General features: G+C 68.5%; 19 protein-coding genes. 3 read left to right on the top strand and 16 right to left on the bottom strand.

The features are described from left to right. Positions 1 to 29 precede the first annotated feature (29 nt). The 7 genes from argR to FRZ32_RS01730 all read right to left on the bottom strand — a co-directional run bounded on the left by argR (position 30) and on the right by FRZ32_RS01730 (position 6647). Positions 30 to 524, bottom strand: a complete 495-nt coding sequence (gene argR / locus FRZ32_RS01760; protein ID WP_158635791.1) for an arginine repressor — start codon at positions 522 to 524, stop codon at positions 30 to 32. After that, entirely contained in the window at positions 524 to 1390 is an 867-nt protein-coding gene (argF, locus tag FRZ32_RS01755; RefSeq protein ID WP_147041880.1) for an ornithine carbamoyltransferase, read from the bottom strand. The genes argR and argF overlap by 1 nt, the downstream gene beginning before the upstream one ends. Next, entirely contained in the window at positions 1390 to 2259 is an 870-nt protein-coding gene (gene argB / locus FRZ32_RS01750) for an acetylglutamate kinase (protein ID WP_147041879.1), read from the bottom strand. The genes argF and argB overlap by 1 nt, the downstream gene beginning before the upstream one ends. Further along, a complete protein-coding gene (argJ, locus tag FRZ32_RS01745) occupies positions 2256 to 3419 on the bottom strand; it encodes a bifunctional glutamate N-acetyltransferase/amino-acid acetyltransferase ArgJ (protein ID WP_158635790.1) in 1164 nt (387 codons plus the stop codon). Before argJ ends, argB begins: the two co-directional genes overlap by 4 nt. Continuing rightward, positions 3416 to 4417, bottom strand: coding sequence for an N-acetyl-gamma-glutamyl-phosphate reductase (gene argC, locus FRZ32_RS01740; RefSeq protein WP_147041877.1), 1002 nt, complete (start codon positions 4415 to 4417; stop codon positions 3416 to 3418). The genes argJ and argC overlap by 4 nt, the downstream gene beginning before the upstream one ends. 103 nt (positions 4418 to 4520) lie before the next feature. Further along, entirely contained in the window at positions 4521 to 4772 is a 252-nt protein-coding gene (locus FRZ32_RS01735; protein ID WP_147041876.1) for a hypothetical protein, read from the bottom strand. Between the two features lie 177 nt (positions 4773 to 4949). Further along, positions 4950 to 6647 (bottom strand): M20/M25/M40 family metallo-hydrolase, encoded by a 1698-nt coding sequence (locus tag FRZ32_RS01730; protein ID WP_147041875.1) that lies wholly within the window; start codon positions 6645 to 6647, stop codon positions 4950 to 4952. 217 nt (positions 6648 to 6864) lie between these two features. On the opposite strand from FRZ32_RS01730, the gene rplQ reads away from it, so the two are divergent. Beyond that, positions 6865 to 7281 carry a 50S ribosomal protein L17 gene (gene rplQ, locus FRZ32_RS01725; protein ID WP_147041874.1) on the top strand — a complete coding sequence of 139 codons (417 nt, stop codon included), beginning with the start codon at positions 6865 to 6867 and terminating at the stop codon, positions 7279 to 7281. 54 nt (positions 7282 to 7335) lie between these two features. Here the strand turns inward: rplQ and FRZ32_RS01720 are convergent, their stop codons facing one another. Continuing rightward, positions 7336 to 7551, bottom strand: a complete 216-nt coding sequence (locus tag FRZ32_RS01720; protein ID WP_147041873.1) for a helix-turn-helix domain-containing protein — start codon at positions 7549 to 7551, stop codon at positions 7336 to 7338. Further along, positions 7551 to 8051 carry a hypothetical protein gene (locus FRZ32_RS01715; protein WP_147041872.1) on the bottom strand — a complete coding sequence of 167 codons (501 nt, stop codon included), beginning with the start codon at positions 8049 to 8051 and terminating at the stop codon, positions 7551 to 7553. Before FRZ32_RS01715 ends, FRZ32_RS01720 begins: the two co-directional genes overlap by 1 nt. Positions 8052 to 8184: 133 nt before the next feature. On the opposite strand from FRZ32_RS01715, the gene FRZ32_RS01710 reads away from it, so the two are divergent. Beyond that, entirely contained in the window at positions 8185 to 9459 is a 1275-nt protein-coding gene (locus FRZ32_RS01710; RefSeq protein ID WP_158635789.1) for a retropepsin-like aspartic protease, read from the top strand. Here FRZ32_RS01710 and glpD read toward each other — a convergent pair. Further along, the gene (glpD, locus tag FRZ32_RS01705) at positions 9456 to 10901 is read right to left on the bottom strand and encodes a glycerol-3-phosphate dehydrogenase (RefSeq protein WP_147041870.1); all 1446 of its coding nucleotides are present in this window, start codon (positions 10899 to 10901) and stop codon (positions 9456 to 9458) included. The genes FRZ32_RS01710 and glpD overlap by 4 nt on opposite strands. Positions 10902 to 10916: 15 nt before the next feature. Next, complete coding sequence (locus tag FRZ32_RS01700; RefSeq protein ID WP_147041869.1) at positions 10917 to 11189, bottom strand: hypothetical protein; 273 nt, start codon at positions 11187 to 11189, stop codon at positions 10917 to 10919. Positions 11190 to 11310: 121 nt separating this feature from the next. Here FRZ32_RS01700 and FRZ32_RS01695 point away from each other — a divergent pair, with 121 nt between their 5' ends. After that, positions 11311 to 12774 carry an FGGY family carbohydrate kinase gene (locus tag FRZ32_RS01695; RefSeq protein WP_147041868.1) on the top strand — a complete coding sequence of 488 codons (1464 nt, stop codon included), beginning with the start codon at positions 11311 to 11313 and terminating at the stop codon, positions 12772 to 12774. Here the strand turns inward: FRZ32_RS01695 and mmsB are convergent. From mmsB to FRZ32_RS01670, 5 genes are all read right to left on the bottom strand, one after another. Beyond that, entirely contained in the window at positions 12771 to 13709 is a 939-nt protein-coding gene (gene mmsB / locus FRZ32_RS01690; RefSeq protein WP_147041867.1) for a 3-hydroxyisobutyrate dehydrogenase, read from the bottom strand. The two genes, FRZ32_RS01695 and mmsB, sit on opposite strands and share 4 nt — an antisense overlap. Before the next feature lie 148 nt (positions 13710 to 13857). Beyond that, the gene (locus FRZ32_RS01685; protein WP_147041866.1) at positions 13858 to 14631 is read right to left on the bottom strand and encodes an enoyl-CoA hydratase; all 774 of its coding nucleotides are present in this window, start codon (positions 14629 to 14631) and stop codon (positions 13858 to 13860) included. Between the two features lie 10 nt (positions 14632 to 14641). After that, the gene (locus FRZ32_RS01680; RefSeq protein ID WP_147041865.1) at positions 14642 to 16369 is read right to left on the bottom strand and encodes a PHA/PHB synthase family protein; all 1728 of its coding nucleotides are present in this window, start codon (positions 16367 to 16369) and stop codon (positions 14642 to 14644) included. A gap of 52 nt (positions 16370 to 16421) precedes the next feature. Next, positions 16422 to 17483: an enoyl-CoA hydratase/isomerase family protein gene (locus FRZ32_RS01675; protein WP_147041864.1), complete on the bottom strand. Its 1062-nt coding sequence runs from the start codon at positions 17481 to 17483 to the stop codon at positions 16422 to 16424. A gap of 137 nt (positions 17484 to 17620) precedes the next feature. Beyond that, positions 17621 to 18766 (bottom strand): acyl-CoA dehydrogenase family protein, encoded by a 1146-nt coding sequence (locus FRZ32_RS01670; RefSeq protein ID WP_147041863.1) that lies wholly within the window; start codon positions 18764 to 18766, stop codon positions 17621 to 17623. Positions 18767 to 18769: the final 3 nt, after the last annotated feature.

Raw genomic sequence — 18769 nt, 5'->3', positions numbered from 1 at the left:
TGGGTTCCATTTCCAGGGAGCGAGTTGGGTTATGCGTAATTGATCTTCTCCTGCCCCATCATCCGCTCGAAGCGGCGGACGAGGGGCGGGATGGCGTGGCCGTCGCGAACGACGAGGAACAGGGTGTCGTCGCCCGAAACCGTGCCCGCAATCTCCGGCAATGCGCTCTGGTCGATCGCCGAGGCGACGAGGTGGGCCGAGCCGGGCGGGGTCTTCATCACGATCAGCTGTCCGGCCGCCTCGACCGACAGCGCCCATTCGGAAAGGATGCGCGCGAGCCGACCGGTGCTCCAGTCGGCGGCGCCGATCTGGTCGGGCAGGGCGTAGGACAGGACGCCGCCGCGTTTCACCTTCACCGCGCCGAGCTGTTCGAGATCGCGCGAGACCGTCGCCTGGGTGACGGCGAAGCCCTGATCGGCCAGACGCTCGGTCGCCTCCTCCTGGCTGGTCAGCATCTCGGCACGCACCAGATCGGCAAGTGCGCGCAGACGGCGGGTGCGGGAATCGGAGTGGCTTCGCTCCATCAACGCACCCCGAGCAGCCATGCCAGCGCGGCGCGGGCGGTGTGCATCCGGTTTTCGGCCTGGCGCCACACCGCGCTCTTCGGGCTTTCGATCACCTCGTGCGTCACCTCCTCGCCGCGGCGTGCGGGCAGGCAGTGGAGGAACCAGGCGTCGTTCGTGGCCGCCATCATCGCGGCATCGACCTGATAGGGGGCGAAGGCCGCCATGCGCTCGGCGGTCTCGGCGTCCTGGCCCATCGAGACCCAGACGTCGGTATAGACGATGTCCGCGCCCTTCACGCCCTCCAGCGGATCGACGACCTGGCGCACGAAATCGGGAGCGTCCTTCAACCGATAGGCCTCGGGCCCGGCCAGGGTCAGCTCGGCCCCGATCTCACCGCAGGCATGAGCGAGCGAACGCGCGACATTGTTGTCGGCATCGCCGACGAAGGCGATCCTGACCCCTTCGAGCCGCCCGACCAATTGTTTTATAGTTAAAAGATCGGCGAGCGCCTGAAGCGGATGTTCCTTGTCCGACAACAGGTTGAGCACCGGGATTGAGACCGCGTTGGACATGCGGACGAGATGGTCGTGATCCATGACCCGCGCGGCGATGACCGAATGATAACAGGCGAGCGTGCGCGCCACGTCCTCGGCGGTCTCGCGCGTGTCGATGCCGACCTCGTCCTTCTGGATATAGACGGGATGGCCGCCGAGCTGGACGACCGCCATTTCGGTCGAGTTGCGGGTGCGCGCCGACGGCTTCTGGAAGACCAGGGCCGCGCCCTTGCCGGCGAGCGGCGCGCCCAGATCGGCGCGTTCGGCGAGTTCGAGCACCTCGGCAAGCGCGCCGCCCGCGAGATCGGCGATGGTCAGCAGCTTGGTCATCACTCCCCCTCCATCCTGATCATCGTGCCGATGCCGGCGTCCGTCAGGATCTCGATCAGCAGCGCGTGGGGCACGCGGCCGTCGATGATGTGCGCCGATCCGACGCCGCCCTCGACCGCGTCGGCGCAGGCCCGCAGCTTCGGGATCATGCCCTTGGACACGCTTTCGTGCGTGATCCGCTCGCGAAGCTCCGAGACGGTCAAGCGCTGGATCAGGCTGGTCTCGTCCCTGGGATCCTCGAGCAGGCCGGGGGCGGCGGTCAGATAGACGATCTTCTCCGCCTGCATCGCAACCGCGATCGCCATCGCCGCCTCGTCGGCATTGATGTTGTAGGGCTGGCCCGACGCGTCCGCGCCGATCGTCGAGACGACCGGGGCGAGGCCCTGATCGAGCAGGCCGTGCAGCCGCCCGGCGCGCACCAGCGCCACGTCGCCGACGAAGCCCAGAGCGGGATCGCGCTGGGTGGTGACGAGAAGGCCGCCATCCTCGCCGGCGACGCCGACCGCGACCGGCTCGTCGCCCGCCTCGCGGTTGATCGTCGCGACGAGATCGCGATTGACCTTGCCGACCAGGACGGTGCGCACGATGTCCAGCGTCTCGGCGTCGGTGACGCGCAGGCCGTCCCTGAACTCCGGTTCCTTGCCGAGCTTCTTCATCATCGCATCGACCTGCGGCCCGCCGCCATGGACGAGCACGCAGCGCACGCCGACCGAGCGCAGCAGCAGCACGTCCTGCGCCAGCGCGCGGTCGAGCTCCGCATCGATCGCCGCGCCGCCCAATTTCACGACCACCGACTTGCCGGCGAAACGCTGGATATAGGGCAGGGCTTCGACGAGCACCTGCGCGGTGAGGGCCGGGTTGGTGCTCATGACGTGACCGAATTTTCCTTGATGTAGCCGGGGCCGAGATCGATGCCGATCATCCGCGCGGTGCCGTCGCCGCCGGCGCCGACATCGACGAGGATGTCGATCCGTTCATTCTTCATGTGGGCGGCGACGGCGGCGCGGTCGTGCTCGATCTCGATCCCGCCGCGCGAGACGAAGATGCCGCCATAAGCGACCGCGGACGCCTCGGTCTCGAATGCGACCCCGGCCGATCCCGCCGCGCCGAGCAGGCGGCCCCAATAGGGATCGGAGCCGTACCAGGAGCATTTGACGAGATTGTTCTCGGCGATCGACTTGGCCGCCGCGCGCGCCTCGGCGTCGCTCGCCGCGCCGGTGACGGTGAGGAGCACCATCTTGGTCATCCCCTCCGCATCCTTCGCCATCTGCCAGGCGAGATCCTCGCAGACCTTGTGGACGGCATCGGCGAACTCGGCGAGATCGGGCGGCCCGGCCCGGCCATTGGCGAGCAGGAAGGCGCTGTCGTTGGTCGAGGTCGCGCCGTCGACGTTCAGCGTGTTGAACGTGCGATCGGCCGCGTCCTTGAGGATGCGCTGGAGATCGCTGCGGGCGACCTGCGCGTCCGTGGTGAGATAGGCGAGCATCGTTGCCATGTTCGGCGCGATCATGCCGCAGCCCTTGGCCATGCCGCCGAGCGTGAAGGTGGAGCCCTTCACCACCGCCTCCTTGGGCACATGATCGGTGGTGAGGATTCCCCTGGCCGCCTCGGTCCCGCCCTCGCGTGACAGCTGCTTCGCCAGCTTCGGCACGGCGGCGACGATCTTGTCCATCGGCAGCCGCCCGCCGATGATTCCGGTCGAGGAGACGAGGACATCGTCCTTGGCGATGCCGAGCGCCTCGGCCGTCGCCTCAGTCATCGCATCCGCATCGGCGAGGCCAGCTTTGCCGGTGCCCGCATTGGCATTGCCCGAATTGACCACGATCGCCGCCGCGCGGCCGCCATTGGCGGCGAGCCGCTCGCGATCGAGTGTCACCGGCGGGGCGACGAACTTGTTCTGCGTGAAGACCGCGGCGCAGGTCACGGCCTGGCCGTCCTCGGTCGCGATCAGCGCCATGTCGTGCTTGCGACGCTTGATCCCGGCATGGAGGCCGGAGGCGACGAAACCGGGGGCGGCGGTGACGCTCACGGCCATACTCCTACGTTGGACAGGCCCGCATCCTCATCGATGCCGAGCATGAGATTGGCGCATTGGACCATCTGCCCCGCCGCGCCCTTCACGAGATTGTCGAGCGCGGCGATGGCAAGGATGCGGCCGGTCCGCTCGTCATAACGCGCGGTGATGTGGATCGCGTTGGAGCCGAGCGTCCATTTGACCGAGGGCGAGCGTTCCGAGACATGGACGAACGGCTCGCCGGCATAAGCCTCTGCGAGCGCGGCCAGCGGATCGCACGGCCCCTTCGCCTGCGCCGTGCAGGTCGCGAGGATGCCGCGGTTCATCGGCGCGAGGTGCGGCGTGAACAGGACCTTCCCGCCAAGCTCCATCTCCATTTCCGCGGTGTGGCGGTGCGACAGAAGGCCGTAAGCGGTGAAATTCTCGTCCACCGTGTTGAAATGGGTGTCCTCCTTGAGCGCCTTGCCGGCCCCGCTGACGCCGGAGGCGGCGCTGACGGCGATCGTGTCGGGATCGATGAGCGGCAGGAGCGGCTTCAGCGCGAGGATGGTGGTCGTCGGATAGCAGCCGGCGGCGGCGACCGCCTTCGCGGCGCGGATCGCGTCGCGGTGCAGCTCGGGAATGCCATAGACGAAGCGGCCGAGCAGATCCGGCGCCTTGTGCTCCTCCTTGTACCAGCGCGCATAAGCGGCGGCATCGTCGAGCCGGAAATCCGCGCCCAGATCGACGAAGGCGACGCCGCGCCCCAGAATGTCGGCGGCGATCGCCTGCGACTGGCCGTGGGGGAGGGCGGCGAAGACGAGGTCGATGCCGTCGAGCGCGTCGGGCGCGAACCGTTCGACCCGCGCCGCGGGATAGGCGAGGGCAAGATGCGGGTGAACGTCGGCCAACGCCATCCCGGCCTGGCTGTCGCCGAACAGCCGGACGGCGTCGAACAGGGGGTGCGCCGCGCAGAGCCGCAACAGCTCCGCGCCGACGAACCCCGAGGCTCCCAGGATGGCGACCTTGATCATGGCGTGTGCATATGCAGATCAGTGCATAAATATGCAATAGCCGGGAGAAAAGAAAAAGCGCCCCGGTCGCCCGGAGCGCTTTCTCATCCTTCGATCGGTTCGACTACGGGCTCGACGGCTCGTCGTTGTCGTTATCGACCAGCTCGATGATTCCCCAGATCGCCAGCCCGACCACGATGGCGCCGATGATCCAGATCGTGGTCCCTTCGAGCTGATTGGCTTTCTGGGTGGGCGCACCGGCGCGCACGGCCGGGCTCTGCGAAAGGCTCAGCGGTTGCGCCGATTGAGCGACGGCAGCGCTGCTGCCGAAGATCATCGAAGCAGCCAGCACAGCCGTCAACTTCCTGGAAATCATTACGTCCTCCCTCGAAACGGGTAACATTCCCGCAGGTCATCTATAATGAACTTCACCGATACGCAACCTGACCGGGACAGAAACACCGTAGTAATTCGGTAAAGGCGGCTACAAGTCACGGCAAAATGGTCGCGGATCGGGAGATGTTGCGGGATGCTGGTCGCTCCTGCGTGACGTTCACCGGCGCGTTGATGCTGTCTCGGATCGAACTGATCGGAACTCGGACTGGGAGCGCCAGTCCGGCCAGGCGCGCGAGTTCGCAAGCGCGCCGCCGATTCGATAGGCGAGGGCGACGTCCTGCGCCGCGCCGCGCAGATCCCAATCGGCGCTCCAGGCGTCGCAGGCCTGGTGATAGCAGTGGGCCGTATAGTCGCTCACCCAGCGGTCGCCCGCCTCGCGCCCGCCTTCGACAAGGTCGGGGCCTCCGCCAAGCGCCATCAGCAGCAGCACCGGGACGCCGCGCCGCGCGAGAGGGAAATGATCGGCGCGGTAGAAGAGGCCGCGCTCGGGATGCGAATCGGGCGTGATCGTGCGGCCCTGTCCCGCGGCGGTCCGCGTCAGCAGGTCTTCAAGATCGCTCTGCCCCGCGCCGATCAGGACGACATCGCGCGAGGGGCCGGCGGTCTGGAGCGTGTCGAGCGTGATGTTCGCCGCGGTCGTCTCGACCGGATAGAGCGGGTGATCGGCATAATAGGCCGATCCGAGCAGGCCGCGCTCCTCACCGGTCCAGAAGGCGAAGACGAGGCTGCGCGCCGGGCGTGGTCCGGCGAGGAATGCGCGGGCGATTTCGAGGAGACCGGCGACGCCGGTGCCGTCGTCGGCGGCGCCGCGGCGGATGCGGTTGCCCTGCGCGTCCGCCGGGCCGATGCCATAGGCGTCCCAATGGGCGCCGAACATCACCGTCTCGTCGGGATGGCTCGCGCCGGGCAGGCGCGCGAGGACATTGTGGCTTTGGAGATGATCGACCGACACGGCCGCGTCGGCGGTGAAGGTCGCGCCGAGATCGATCGGCCGGAAGGCGGCGGTGCGCGCCTGGCGCTTCACCGCCTCGAAATCGAGCCCGGCGCGGCGGAAGAGATCGGCGGCGACGTCGCGCTGCATCCAGCCCTGGAGCAATGGCGGCGGCGCGCCGGCGGCCTGGGCGAGCGCATAGCTTTCGCCCGCCGGCGCCTGGACGGTGTTCCAGCCATAGCCGGCGCCGGCCGTCTCATGGATCACGACGGCGGCGATCGCGCCGCGCCGTGCCGCTTCCTCGAACTTGTAGGTCCAGCGGCCATAATAGGTCATCGCCTGCCCGCCGAAGCGGCCGGCGACGGGATCGCCCTCCGCCGCCTCGAAATCGGGATCGTTGACGAGGAACAGGGCGACCTTGCCGCGGAGATCGACACCCTTGAAATCGTCCCACTGGCGCTCCGGCGCGGTGACGCCATAGCCGACGAAGACGATCGGTGCGGCGGCGATGCGGGCGCGATCGGCGTCGCGGGTCGTGCCGAGATAGAGATCGCGCGGCGCCTGGAGCGGGATGGTCGCGCCGTGGCTGGCGATGGCATAGGTGGCGCCGGGCTGGATCTGGGTGCGGATCATCGGCACGGTCTGCGTCCATCCGCCGTTTTCGCCACCCGGCTCAAGGCCGAGCGACTGGAGCTGCTGCGTCAGCCAGGCGATGGTCTGCGTCTCGCCCTCGGTGCCGGGCGCGCGACCCTGAAGCTCGTCGGAGGCGAGCGCGCGAACTTCCTGCGACATGCGCGCGGGATCGATCGGCGCCCAGCTCGCCGGGCTCGCCGGATCAGCGGGGGCTTGCGCCGGTGCGGCGCTCCAGGCGCCAGCCAGCAACAGCGCGGCAACGAGATTCTTCGCTTTTTCCAAGGCGTTCATCCTGGTTCCTCCCTGTCCGGTGCTTCATCGGTCTTCGCGGGACCGGGGGCAAGGGGGCGACTCGGTTGACTTTTCGGGCGCGTTCGATCAAAGCGCCGCCGTCCCGAAGGCGGAGCCGCGCGCTCCGTCTTTGCGTTTCGGGGTTTGGGCGGCGCCCCGTCTTGCCGCCTGGTCCGGGATACCTTGCACGGTCCCGGGACGAACGAAGGAAGAAGACATGCGTCATCGCGTCGGCGGCCGCAAGCTCGGCCGCACCTCCAGCCACCGCATCGCCATGTTCCGCAACATGGCCGCCGCGCTGATCAAGCACGAGCAGATCACGACCACGCTTCCCAAGGCGAAGGAGCTTCGGCCCTATGTCGAGAAGCTGATCACGCTCGCCAAGAAGGGCGGCCTTTCCAACCGTCGCCTTGCCCATTCCCGGCTGATGGACGACACGCAGCTCGCCAAGCTGTTCGACGTCCTCGCCGCGCGCTACGCCGATCGCAACGGCGGCTATACCCGCGTGCTCAAGGCCGGCATCCGCGCCTCGGACGCGGCGCCGATGGCGATCATCGAGCTGGTCGATCGCGATCCCGCCGCCAAGGGCCAGGATTCGGGCCCGGTCGCCGAGGATCTCGACGAAGCGGCCTGAGCCGGGTGGCAGGATTGAACGCGAAGGGCCTCCGTTCCGGGGGCCCTTTTCGTATCACGCGCCCTGTTCGGGCTCGTAGGTGAGCAGGTCGCCCGGCTGGCAATCGAGAAACTCGCAGATCTTCTCGAGCGTCTCGAACCGGACGCCCTTCACGCGCCCCGACTTCATCAGCGACAGGTTGGTTTCGGTGATACCGACATAGTGCGCGAGGTCCTTCGACTTCGCCTTGCGCAGCGCGAGCATCACATCGAGGCGGACGACGATCGGCATCAGACGATCTGTGCCGCATCGTCGGCGACCTCCTGGGCCGCCTCGAGCAGCCGCGCGATCAGCGCGAGCAGGCCGATGATGAGCAGCATCAGGGCATCGTCGCTGTCGGCGGTGAGCGTCGCGCGGTGGGCGCCCGTGCCGCCGAGCGCGCCGTCGGCGAGCTGAAACAGCGGCGGCGCGAGGATCGAGAAGAGCACCGCGACGAACAGCCAGAGCGCGAAGCCGCGAAGCTCGCGCGCGGTTGCGAAAAGCGCGCCCTGCTCGATCTTGCCGAGCATCCGGACGAGATGGGCGAGGGCGACGCCGACCAGCAGCCCGAAGATGAGCAGGCATGCCGCGCCTGCCCAGGGCGGCAGGTGCGCGGTGTCGGTAGAGATCGCGCCGCCCGCCGCGCCGCCGCCGGCGACCAGCGCCGCGGCAAACAGGAACGCCACCTCGACCAGCACGATCATCGCGATGGCGAGCCGCCGCAGCCAGCGTGCCGAACGGCGCGTTCTCATCAAGGCATCATTCATCGCTTTACATCCAGAAATTATCGTTCTACGATAAGAAATATTCGCTAGCCAATGGTAAGCGAGCATGGACCGCATGGCAAGAAATTCCGGGAGGACAGGAATGCGTGGGAAACTGACAATGATCGCCGGGTGGGCGCTGATGTTGGCGACGCCGCTCGCCGCGCAGGCGGCGCCGGCCGATTTCGATTCGCTGTTCGACGCGGCCGGGCGCGGCGATATCGCACCGATCACGCACGCGCTGGCCGAGGCGCACGATCCGGACATGGCGGCGCTGCTGCGCGCCGCGCTCGCTGCCGCACGCTTCGATCCGGCCGCGGCGCACGATCCGGCGCTGATGCGGCTTGCGCAGGCCGACGCCGAGCCGGCCCGGCGCCGCGCGGCGCTCGGGATCATGACCGGCGCCGCCTTCGGAAGCGGGGATTATGCGACCGCCGCGCGCGTCGGCGAGGCCTATGCCGACGCCCTGCGCGCCAACGGCAAGGCCGAAGAAGCGGCCGGGGCGGACCGCACCTGGCGGCTTGCGGCCTTGCTCGCTGGCCGGCCCGCGCAGCGGGTCGACGGCGCCGTCGCGGCCGGGTCCATCCCGCTGACCCGCGACCAGGCGGGGCTTCCGCGCATCTCGATCGGCGTCAACGGAGGCGCGCAGGAAGCGGTGTTCGACACCGGCGCGAACCTCTCCGTCCTGTCGGCCTCGACCGCCGAGCGGCTGGGCGTCGCGACGATCGAGGGCAATCTGGAGGTCGGCAACGGCGTCGCAACCACGGTGCCGGTCCGCGTCGGCATCGCCGATCGCGTCGAAATCGCCGGCACGATCCTGCGCAACGTCGCCTTCCTCATCATCGACGACGATCAGCTGACCTTCCCGGGCGGCTATTCGATCCAGGCGATCGTCGGCCTGCCGGTGATGCGCCCGCTCGGGCGGATCACCGCGGAGGCGGCCGGGCGGCTGGTCGTCTCGCCTTCGGCCGGGCCGGGCGGCGCGCCCAATCTCCATGCCAACGTCAACGATATCTATGTCGACGCCCTGATCGACGGCGATCCGGTTGCGATGCATGTCGATACGGGCGCGACCCAGACCAAGCTCAGCGCGCTCTATGCCGCCGCCCACCCGGAGCGGATCGCGGGGCTTCGGCGGGGGAACGCGCGCACGGCGAGCGCCGGCGGGCGGCGCGAATCGCAGATCGCGGCGTGGGAAGGGGCGCCGCTGACGCTTGCCGGGCGGAACGCGACGATGCCGGTCCTGCCGGTGTCCCTGCCCGCCGAGGGGCCGACGCCGACGTCCTATGGAACGATCGGGTCCGATCTGCTCGGCCGCTTCGAAAGCTACACGATCGATTTCGGCGCGATGCGGCTGGAACTCGGCGAACCGCGCGCCGATCCGCCGCGCGGCTAGGCGACCTCGTGCGAAATCCACCCCGCCAGCGCGTCCTGCTGGGCCTGGGTGAGCCGCAGCCCCAGCTTGCTTCGGCGCCAGAGCACGTCGTCGGCGGTGCGCGCGAATTCCTCGTCGATCATGTGGCGGACCTCGCGTTCGTAGAGGTCGGCGCCGAAATGGCGGCCCATGTCGGCGAGGCTTTCGACGCCGTCGAGGATGCGATCGAGGCGGGTGCCGTAGGCGCGGCTCAGCCTCGTCAGCATCGGCGCCGGCATCCAGCGGCCGATCTCCTCCAGCCAGGCGTTGAAGCCGGGGGTGACGTTGCCGCCGGGCAAGGGCGAGGTGGCGGTGAACTTGATGCCGCGCACGCCGAGCCGATCGAGCACGTCGGTGGCAAGCGCCCGGGCGGTGGTGATCTTGCCGCCGAAGACGGAGAGCAAGCGGGGGCCTTCCGCCCCATCAAGTTCGAGGTGGAAATCGCGGCTGATGTCCTTCGCCGATGTCGCGCCGTCATCGTAAAGCGACCGGACCCCGGCATAGGACCAGATCAGATCCTCGGGATTGGTGCGGCGGATGAAATAGGCGTTCGCCGCGTCGCACAGATAGGCGATCTCGTCGGCCGTGATCCGCGCGTCCTCGGGCGCATCGACCGGGATGTCGGTGGTGCCGATGAGGTTGAAATCGCCATAGGGGAGGGCGAACACGACGCGGCCGTCGTCCTGCTGCAGGATATAGGCATGATCGCCCTCATAGAGGCGGGGGACGACGATATGGCTGCCCTTGACCAGTCGGACGCGGCTTCGACCCTGTTCGCCGAGCCTCTGCCCGAGCACCTCGGCGACCCAGGGGCCGGCGGCGTTGACGATCATCCCGGCCGAAATCGTGCGGCCGCCCGACAGGTCGGTGATCCAGCGGTCTCCCTCGCGCCGCGCGGACAGGAATTCGGTGCGGGTCGCGATCTCGGCGCCGCGCTCGCGCGCGTCGACGGCGTTCAGGGCGACGAGGCGGGAATCGTCGACTGCGGCGTCCCAATAGGTGGCGAGCTTCAGCCCCGGCTTCAGCGGCGCGCGGAGCCCCTCGTCGCCCTTCGCCACGCCGCGTGACCGGGGGAGGCTGCCGCGCCCGGCAAGCAGATCGTAGAGGATGAGGCCGGCGCGGATCATCCACCATGGCCGCCCGCCCGGCGGATCGGGCAGCACGAACTTCAGCGGATGGACGAGGTGCGGCGCGGTCCTGAGCATGATCTCGCGCTCGTGCAGCGCCTCGCGCACCAGCCGGAAATCATATTGCTCCAGATAGCGAAGCCCGCCGTGGATCAGCTTCGACGAGGCCGAGCTGGTGTGGCTGGCAAGGTCGTCCTTCTCGACGAGGAGCACCTTGAGGCCCCGCCCCGCCGCGTCCCGCGCCACCGCGGCCCCGTTGATGCCGCCGCCGATGACGAGGAGATCGAAGGAGTCCATGACGGGTGCATAACGTCAATCGGACGAGGGCGGGAGCCCGCTTCCCTCCGCCAGATCCATGAAATTCCGCGCCGCATCGCGGTCCGCCTCGTCCTTGAACGCGATGTCGAGATCGGGTGCGGCGCCGAGGGTGTGGAGCAGGGCCCAGAGCGCGAAGCGGCGGGCGCGGTCGCGTTCGAGGCCGAGATCGACCTGCATCTTTTCGATCCCCGCGGCCAGGGCCTGCGGCGGCACGGCGGAAAGGTCGGCGGTGCCGAAATAGCGGCGGAGCTGATCGTCGAGGTCCATTTCGCCTCTCTACCGTCATTCCCGCGAAAGCGGGAATCCAGCTTTCCTGGCTGAAGAAGGAGGAAGAAGCGGGATTCCCCCTTTCGCGGGAATGACGATAAGGTCGGGTTCGGAGGCGCGGATGGGCGGTAAGACGATCCTTGTCATCGATGCGGGGACGACGAGCGTGCGCGCGATGCTGTTCGCGCGCGACGGGACGTGCCTCGGCGTCGAGGCGCGCGAGCTCGCCCAATCCTATCCGCGGCCCGGCTGGGTCGAGCAGGACGCGGCCGAAATCTGGACCTCGAGCCTCGCCTGCGCCCGCGCGATGGTCGAGCGGGCCGGAGGCGCGGAACGCATCGCCGGCCTCGGCATCGCCAACCAGCGCGAGACAGTCATATTCTGGTCGAAACGGACCGGCGCGCCGCTCGCGCCCGCGATCGTCTGGCAGGACCGCCGAACCGCCGAAATGTGCGCCCAGCTCGAGGAGGCGGGGTACGAGGCGGCGGTGCAGGCGAAGACGGGCCTGCTGCTCGACCCCTATTTCAGCGCCTCGAAAATCGCCTGGGCGCTGGCCAACTGGCCGGACGTCGCGGGGGCGGGGGACGATCTCGCGGTCGGGACCGTCGAAAGCTGGCTGATCTTCAAGCTGACCGGCGGGCTCCATGTCTCCGACGCCAGCAATGCGGCGCGCACCGCCCTCATGGACATCAATGCCGGCCGGTGGGACGCGGGCCTGTGCGACCTGTTCGGCGTGGCGCCGCGCACCCTTCCGGAGATCGTCGATTGCGCCGGACGGATCGGCGAGACGGAGGCGTTCGGCGCGCCGATCCCGATCTGCGGCGTGGCGGGCGATCAGCAGGCGGCGGCGATCGGCCAGTCCTGCCTGTCGCCGGGCGCGACCAAGGCCACCTATGGCACGGGTGCGTTCGTGCTCACCAATACCGGGGCGGAGGCGCGCGCCTCGACGAACCGGCTGCTGACGACGATCGCCTGGCAGATCGGCGGCACGCGCGCTTATGCACTGGAAGGATCGGTGTTCGTGGCGGGGAGCCTGGTCAAATGGCTCCGCGACGCGCTCGGCCTTCTCGCCACGGCCGAGGAGACGGAGGCGCTGGCCCGATCGGTTCCCGACAATGCGGGCCTCTACCTGGTCCCCGCGCTCGTCGGGCTTGGCGCGCCCTGGTGGCGGCCGGAGGCACGGGGCGCGCTCGCCGGGCTCAATTTCGGGGCGACACGGGCCCATGTCGCGCGGGCGGCGCTGGAGGCGCAAAGCTACCAGACGCACGATCTGATGACCGCCTTCGCGGCCGATGGCGCCGAGTGGCGCGAGCTCAGGATCGACGGCGGAATGGCCGCCAATGCCTGGCTGGCCCAGGATCTCTCGGACATGCTCGGCGTCGAGGTCGAGCGGCCGCACTTCATCGAGACGACCGCGCTCGGCGCGGCCATGCTGGCCGGGGTCGGAAGCGGGCTGTTCGCCACGCTCGACGAGGCGGCGGCGATGCGCGGACGCGTCGATCGCTTTGCGCCGGCCATGGCCGGCGAGACGCGCGCCGCCCGCCTGGACGGATGGCGGCGCGCGGTGGAGTCGGTGCTTAACTAGACCTTCGCGCCGATCGGCGGGGCCGGCGTGTTCGTGCCCTCGGGCGGCGTCCAGCTGTCGTCGATCATCTTGATGATCGCGGAGAAATCGCGGCCGGCGCCGCCAAGCGCTTCGGCGAAGCGGGTGTAGAGCACCTCGGCCTCGCTCCCCATCGGCGTATAGGCATCGACGCTGCGCGCCGCCTCCATGGCGAGGCGGAGATCCTTCAGCATCAGGCCGGCCGCGAAGCCGCCCTCGTAATCGCGATCGGCCGGCGTCTCCGGACCGACCCCGGGGACGGGGCAGTAGCTGGTCATCGACCAGGATTGGCCCGAGGCCTTGGACGAGATGTCGTAGAAGGTCTGGAGATCGAGCCCCAGCTTCTTCGCCATGGCGAAGGTCTCGCAGGTCGCGGCCATCGTCGCGCCGAGCAGCATGTTGTTGCAGATCTTGGCCGCCTGGCCGGCGCCGGCCTCGCCCGCATGGATCACCGCCTTGCCCATGATTTCCAGATAGGGCCGGGCGCGCTCGAACGCGCCGTCGGTGCCGCCGACCATGAAGGTGAGCGTGCCGCCCTCGGCGGCGGCGATGCCGCCCGAGACCGGCGCATCGACCATCCCGTAGCCCGCAGCGGCGGCCTTCGCGATCACCTCGCGCGCGGTGGCGACGTCGATGGTCGAGCAATCCATCAGGATCGCGCCGGTCGGCGCCTTGCCGATGATGCTGGCCTCGTAGACGTCGCGGACATGCTTGCCGGCCGGCAGCATGGTGACGACCGCCTCGGCCCCCTCCATCGCCGCCTCGGCGGACGCGGCGCGCGTGGCGCCACGCTCCTCCGCCCTGGCGAGCGCGGGTTCGGACAGGTCGAAGGCAACGACCTCATGCCCCGCCTTGGCAAGGTTCGCGGCCATCCCGCCGCCCATATTGCCGAGCCCGATGAATGCGATCCGTGCCATTGTCCAAATCCTCCGGTGCAATGCAAAAAAACTCGTTCGTCCCGAGCGAAGCCGAGGGGCGGGAGTGATGGGTCCGTGCCGGCGCCCGTCGACTACGCTCGGGGCGAACGGATCCAGGAGCCCTTCACCACGCTCTCTCCTGGGCCGCTTACTTCCCTTTCCACTCCGCCTGACGCTTGCCGACGAAGGCGTTCATCCCTTCCTTCTGGTCTTCGGTGCCGAACAGGCCGTGGAACAGCCGGCGCTCGAAGAGGATGCCCTGGGCGAGGCCGGTCTCGAAGGCGGCGTTCACCATCTCCTTGTTGGCGATGGCGGCGAGGGGGGCCATGCCGGCGATCTGCTCGGCGGTCTTCAGCGCCTCGGCGACCAGATCGGCGGCGGGGACGATTCGGGCGACCAGGCCAGCGCGTTCCGCCTCCTCGGCGCCCATCATCCGGCCGGTGAGGCACATTTCCATCGCCTTGGCCTTGCCGATCGCGCGGGTCAGGCGCTGCGATCCGCCCATGCCGGGGGCGACGCCGAGCTTGATTTCCGGCTGGCCGAACTTCGCGGTGTCGGCGGCGATGATGAAATCGGCCATCATCGCGACCTCGCAGCCGCCGCCCAATGCGAAGCCGGCGACCGCGGCGATCCACGGCTTGCGGGTCGCGGTCACCTTTTCCCAGCCGGCGAAGAAGTTGCTGCCGTACATTTCGGCAAAGCCCTGCGCCTCCATCTCCTTGATGTCGGCGCCCGCGGCGAAGGCCTTTTCGGAGCCGGTAAGGACGAGGCAGCGCTGATCCGGGTCCGCGTCATAGGCGGCGAAGGCATGGATCAGATCGGCGAGCACCTGGCTGTTGAGCGCGTTCAGCGCCTGCGGGCGGTTCAGCGTGACCAGGGTCACCGCGCCGCGTTGCTCGACCACAATCGTTTCGTAGCTCATCAGTCCTCCTTCAGCGCATCCGCACATAGCTTCCGGGCGCCGGTTCGATCTCGTTCTTCGGCTTGCGGGCCTTGACCTTCGCGGCCCCGTCGCGGACCAGCCAGGCCTGCCATTCGGGCCACCAGCTGCCCTCGTGCCGCGTGGCGCCTTCGAGCCATTGCTCGGCGGCGGCGGGCATCGCGTCGTTGGTCCAGTAGCCGTGCCTGTTCGCGCTCGGCGGATTGATGACGCCGGCATTGTGGCCCGAGCCGCCGAGGAGGAACCGCGTCTGGCCTCCGAGCAGCTTCGCGCCGTCATAGGTCGCCTGCCAGGCGGAGACGTGGTCGTCCTTCAGCGAGATGACCATGGCCGGCGTATCGAAGGCCAGCGCGCCGGGCCTCGTCAGCTCGTTGGCGACGAGGATCCGCTTCGCCCAATCGAGCAGGAAGGCCCGGGGGATGTTGGCCCCGTCGGCGAACCAGTGGAGGATGTCCGACGGCGGCGCCTCCTGGTCGAGCAGATAGTGGCTGACGACGGACGACCAGATGAGATCGTTCGCGCGAACCACCGAAAAGAGCGTCTGCAGCTCGTGCGCGGCCATGATCCCCCTGGCCTCGAGATGGCGCTCCATCGCCTCCAGCTGGGCCGGCTCGCGGAAGGTCGCCCACTGGCCCATGTTCGCGAAATCGAACATCGATCCGATCGTGGTGAGCGAGGCGACGCGGCCGGGCGCGGCGCGGGCCGTCGCCATCGCGGCGAGCGTGCCGCCCATGCAGAAGCCGAACAGGTCGACGGCCTTTTCCCCGGTCGCCTTCGCGATCGCGTCGAGCGCCGCCAGCGGGCCTTCGGCGAGATAGTCGTCGAGCCCCTTGTCGGCGAGCTCCGGCCCGGGATTGATCCAGGAGATGACGAACAGCGTGTGGCCCTGCTCGACCAGCCAGCGGATCAGCGAGGATTTGGGCTGGAGATCGAGCAGGTAATATTTGTTCACCAGCGGCGGGACGTAGAGCAGGGGGCGCCTGAACACGGTTTCGGTCGCCGGGGCATATTGGATGAGCTGCATCAGCTCGTTCTGGAAGACGACGCTGCCCGGCGTCGCCGCGAGATCCTTGCCGAGCGCGAACCCGGCGGAGGCGCGGCGGACCGGCAGCTTCGCCTCGGTCGCGGCATCGGCCAAGAGATTGGCGAGGCCGGAGAGCAGGCTGATCGACCCGGTCTCGATCGCGCGGCGGATCGCCTCGGGATTGGTGAAGGCGAAATTGGCGGGCGAGAGCGCGGCGAGCCACGCCTGCGTGTAGAATTCGGCGCGGGTGCGCGTGGCCTCGTCGATGCCATCGGCCTTGGCGACGAGATCGGTCGCCTGGCGCGCGGCGAGCAGATAGGCCTGCTTCAGATAATCGAAGACGGGCTCCTCGCTCCACGCCGGATCGTTGAAACGGCGGTCGCCACGTTCGGGGGCGATCACCGGCTCGACCGCCTGGCCGGCGCCGCGGCGGGCGGCGGCGCCCCACAGCTCCATCCATTCCGAAGCCGCGGCCTGGCTCGCCTGGAGCAGGGCGAGCGGGTTCGACCAGAGCTGCGCGGTGAAATCGGCCATCGCCCGCGCCGGCGCGGCCGGATCGAAGGCAAGGCTGGTCGCGGGCGTCGCGCCGGCCTGGAGCGCCGCGAGGCCGTTCTCGATGACGCGGCCCCACGCGGCAGCCAGCGCGGCCGGATCGGGCGCGGTTTCGGGAAGCTTCCAGACGCGGCTGTCGGTCATGGCCGAACCACCGCCGCCACGCGCCGCAAGGCTCGCGCGGGGTTTCCGGGGATCATCGGTTCCTCACCAGCGGAAGCGGCGACCAGGCCTCGTCGGGCGGCAAGGGCGCGAACATCGCGTCGACCATTTCGGCCGTCACCTCTTCGGGGGTCGGCGGCGTCCATTTCGGCGCATTGTCCTTGTCGATGAGCAGCGCCCGGACGCCCTCGGCAAGATCGGGCCAGGCGGCGACATGGGCGACGAGCGCATATTCCATCCCCATCTCGCCCGCGAAGTCGCGCATCTTCGCGCCTTCCTCGAGCAACCGGAGCGACACCTTGCACGACATCGGCGATTTCGTCCGCAGGTTCGCCGCCGTCTTCGCCGCCCATTCCGATCCGTCCGCGTCGAGCGTCGCCAGCACGCCCTCCAGCGTGTCGGCGGCGAACAGGCGGCAGATCTTGTCGCGATCCTCCTTGATCCGCGCCGGCGGCGGCGCGGCCTGGGCATGGGCGAGATGCGCGTCGATCCGGTCGGGATCGCGGGCGATATCGGCCTTCAGCTGATCGACGTCCTCATGGGCCACATAATGGGTCGCGAGGCCGAGCGCGAAGCAATCGGCACCGTCGAGCCGCGCGCCGGTCAGCGCCAGATATTGCGGCAGCCGGCCGAGCAGGCGAGACAGGTGCCAGCCGCCGCCCACGTCGGGGAAGAGGCCGATCGAGGTCTCCGGCATCGCGAACATCGTCCGGTCCGTGGCGACGCGATAGCGGCAGGGGCGAGAAATACCGACGCCGCCGCCCATCGTGATGCCGTCCATGAACACGACGGTGGGCTTGGGATAGGTGAAGAGCAGGTGGTTCAGCCGATATTCGTTGAAGAAGAAGTCGCGCGCCGCCTTGCCGGTGCCCTTGGCGCTCTGCGCGATGGAAACCACGTCCCCGCCGGCGCAGAAACCGCGACCCTCATGGTGATCGATGAGCACCGCCTCGATGTCGTCGCGGTGCAGCCATTCGATCAGCGACGCGGTCATCTTGAGGACCATGTCGAGATCGAGCGCATGGATCGCCTTGGGCCGGTTGAGGCTCAGCCGGCCGACATTGCCCTCGACCCGGTCGATCACTTTTGGCGTCATCGTGTGAATGCGGTGCGTCCTTCGATATGCCGGTTCGACAAGCTCACCGGCTACTCAGGATGAGCGGGTTGTTGCAAGTCTCCCACTCCGCTCATCCAGAGTAGGGACTGAGCCTGGCGAAGGCGGGTATCGAAGGATCATTGCCGGGTGAGCTCGCGGCCGACGATCATTCGCATCACCTGGTTCGTCCCCTCGAGGATCGAATGGACGCGAAGGTCGCGCCAGAAGCGCTCGATCGGATAATCCTGCAGATAGCCGTAGCCGCCGTGGAGCTGGAGCGCCCGATCGACGATCGCCGAGCCTGAATCGGTGGCGAGGCGCTTGGCCATGGCGGCGAACTTGGTCTTGTCGGGCGCGTTCTCGGTCACCTTCACCGCCGCCGCATAGAGCAGCATCCGCGCCGCCTGCAGCTCGGTCTCCATGTCGGCGAGCGTGAACTGGGTGTTCTGGAAATCGGCGATCGGCTGGCCGAACTGCTTGCGCTCCTTGGTATATTTCACAGCTTCGTCGAGGCAGCGCTGGGCGCCGCCGAGGCTGCACGCGCCGATATTGAGCCGGCCGCCGTCGAGCCCCATCATCGCGATGCGGAAGCCCTCGCCCTCGCCGCCGACGAGATTCTCGGCGGGCACGCGCACGCCGTCGAAATTCACCTGCGCGGTCGGCTGCGAATGCCAGCCGAGCTTCTTCTCCTGCGCGCCGAAGCTGACGCCGGGCATGTCCTTTTCGATGACCAGGCAGGAAATGCCTTTCGGCCCCTCCTGGCCGGTGCGGACCATGCAGGCATAGACCTCATTCTCGCCGCCGCCGGAGATGAAGGCCTTGGAACCGGTGACGACATAATGATCGCCGTCCTTCACCGCCTTCGTCTTCAGCGCGGCCGCGTCCGAGCCCGATCCGGGCTCGGTCAGGCAATAGGAGGCCATCTTTTCCATCGTCACCAGCGACGGGAGATATTTGTCCTTGACCGCCTGAGAGCCGAAGCGGTCGATCATCCAGCTCGCCATGTTGTGGATCGAGACGAAGGCGCTGGTCGACGGGCAGCCATAGGCCATCGCCTCCATGATCAAGGCCGCCTCCAGCCGGCCGAGCCCGATGCCGCCCGACTCCTCGGAAACGTAGATCGAGCCGAAACCGAGCTCGGCCGCGGCGCGGATCGTCTCGCGCGGGAAGATGTGCTTCTCGTCCCATTCCGCCGCGTGCGGCGTGATGGCATCGGCAGTGAATTGCTGCGCCATCTCCTGGATCTGGCGCTGCTCGTCGGTGAGGTCGAACTGGTTGGTCATCTC

It is taken from the genome of Sphingosinicella ginsenosidimutans (assembly GCF_007995055.1).
Lineage (GTDB): Bacteria > Pseudomonadota > Alphaproteobacteria > Sphingomonadales > Sphingomonadaceae > Allosphingosinicella > Allosphingosinicella ginsenosidimutans.
The sequence above is the reverse complement of the archived record's forward strand: the minus strand, read 5'-3'. Positions and strand labels throughout refer to the sequence as shown.

Bases quoted from the DNA above. Each gene is read 5' to 3' on its own strand.
- argR (WP_158635791.1), bottom strand. From the start codon at position 524: ATGGAGCGAAGCCACTCCGATTCCCGCACCCGCCGTCTGCGCGCACTT.
- argF (WP_147041880.1), bottom strand. From the start codon at position 1,390: ATGACCAAGCTGCTGACCATCGCCGATCTCGCGGGCGGCGCGCTTGCC.
- argB (WP_147041879.1), bottom strand. From the start codon at position 2,259: ATGAGCACCAACCCGGCCCTCACCGCGCAGGTGCTCGTCGAAGCCCTG.
- argC (WP_147041877.1), bottom strand. From the start codon at position 4,417: ATGATCAAGGTCGCCATCCTGGGAGCCTCGGGGTTCGTCGGCGCGGAG.
- FRZ32_RS01735 (WP_147041876.1), bottom strand. From the start codon at position 4,772: ATGATTTCCAGGAAGTTGACGGCTGTGCTGGCTGCTTCGATGATCTTC.
- FRZ32_RS01730 (WP_147041875.1), bottom strand. From the start codon at position 6,647: ATGAACGCCTTGGAAAAAGCGAAGAATCTCGTTGCCGCGCTGTTGCTG.
- rplQ (WP_147041874.1), top strand. From the start codon at position 6,865: ATGCGTCATCGCGTCGGCGGCCGCAAGCTCGGCCGCACCTCCAGCCAC.
- FRZ32_RS01720 (WP_147041873.1), bottom strand. From the start codon at position 7,551: ATGCCGATCGTCGTCCGCCTCGATGTGATGCTCGCGCTGCGCAAGGCG.
- FRZ32_RS01715 (WP_147041872.1), bottom strand. From the start codon at position 8,051: ATGAGAACGCGCCGTTCGGCACGCTGGCTGCGGCGGCTCGCCATCGCG.
- FRZ32_RS01710 (WP_158635789.1), top strand. From the start codon at position 8,185: ATGATCGCCGGGTGGGCGCTGATGTTGGCGACGCCGCTCGCCGCGCAG.
- glpD (WP_147041870.1), bottom strand. From the start codon at position 10,901: ATGGACTCCTTCGATCTCCTCGTCATCGGCGGCGGCATCAACGGGGCC.
- FRZ32_RS01700 (WP_147041869.1), bottom strand. From the start codon at position 11,189: ATGGACCTCGACGATCAGCTCCGCCGCTATTTCGGCACCGCCGACCTT.
- FRZ32_RS01695 (WP_147041868.1), top strand. From the start codon at position 11,311: ATGGGCGGTAAGACGATCCTTGTCATCGATGCGGGGACGACGAGCGTG.
- mmsB (WP_147041867.1), bottom strand. From the start codon at position 13,709: ATGGCACGGATCGCATTCATCGGGCTCGGCAATATGGGCGGCGGGATG.
- FRZ32_RS01685 (WP_147041866.1), bottom strand. From the start codon at position 14,631: ATGAGCTACGAAACGATTGTGGTCGAGCAACGCGGCGCGGTGACCCTG.
- FRZ32_RS01680 (WP_147041865.1), bottom strand. From the start codon at position 16,369: ATGACCGACAGCCGCGTCTGGAAGCTTCCCGAAACCGCGCCCGATCCG.
- FRZ32_RS01675 (WP_147041864.1), bottom strand. From the start codon at position 17,483: ATGACGCCAAAAGTGATCGACCGGGTCGAGGGCAATGTCGGCCGGCTG.
- FRZ32_RS01670 (WP_147041863.1), bottom strand. From the start codon at position 18,766: ATGACCAACCAGTTCGACCTCACCGACGAGCAGCGCCAGATCCAGGAG.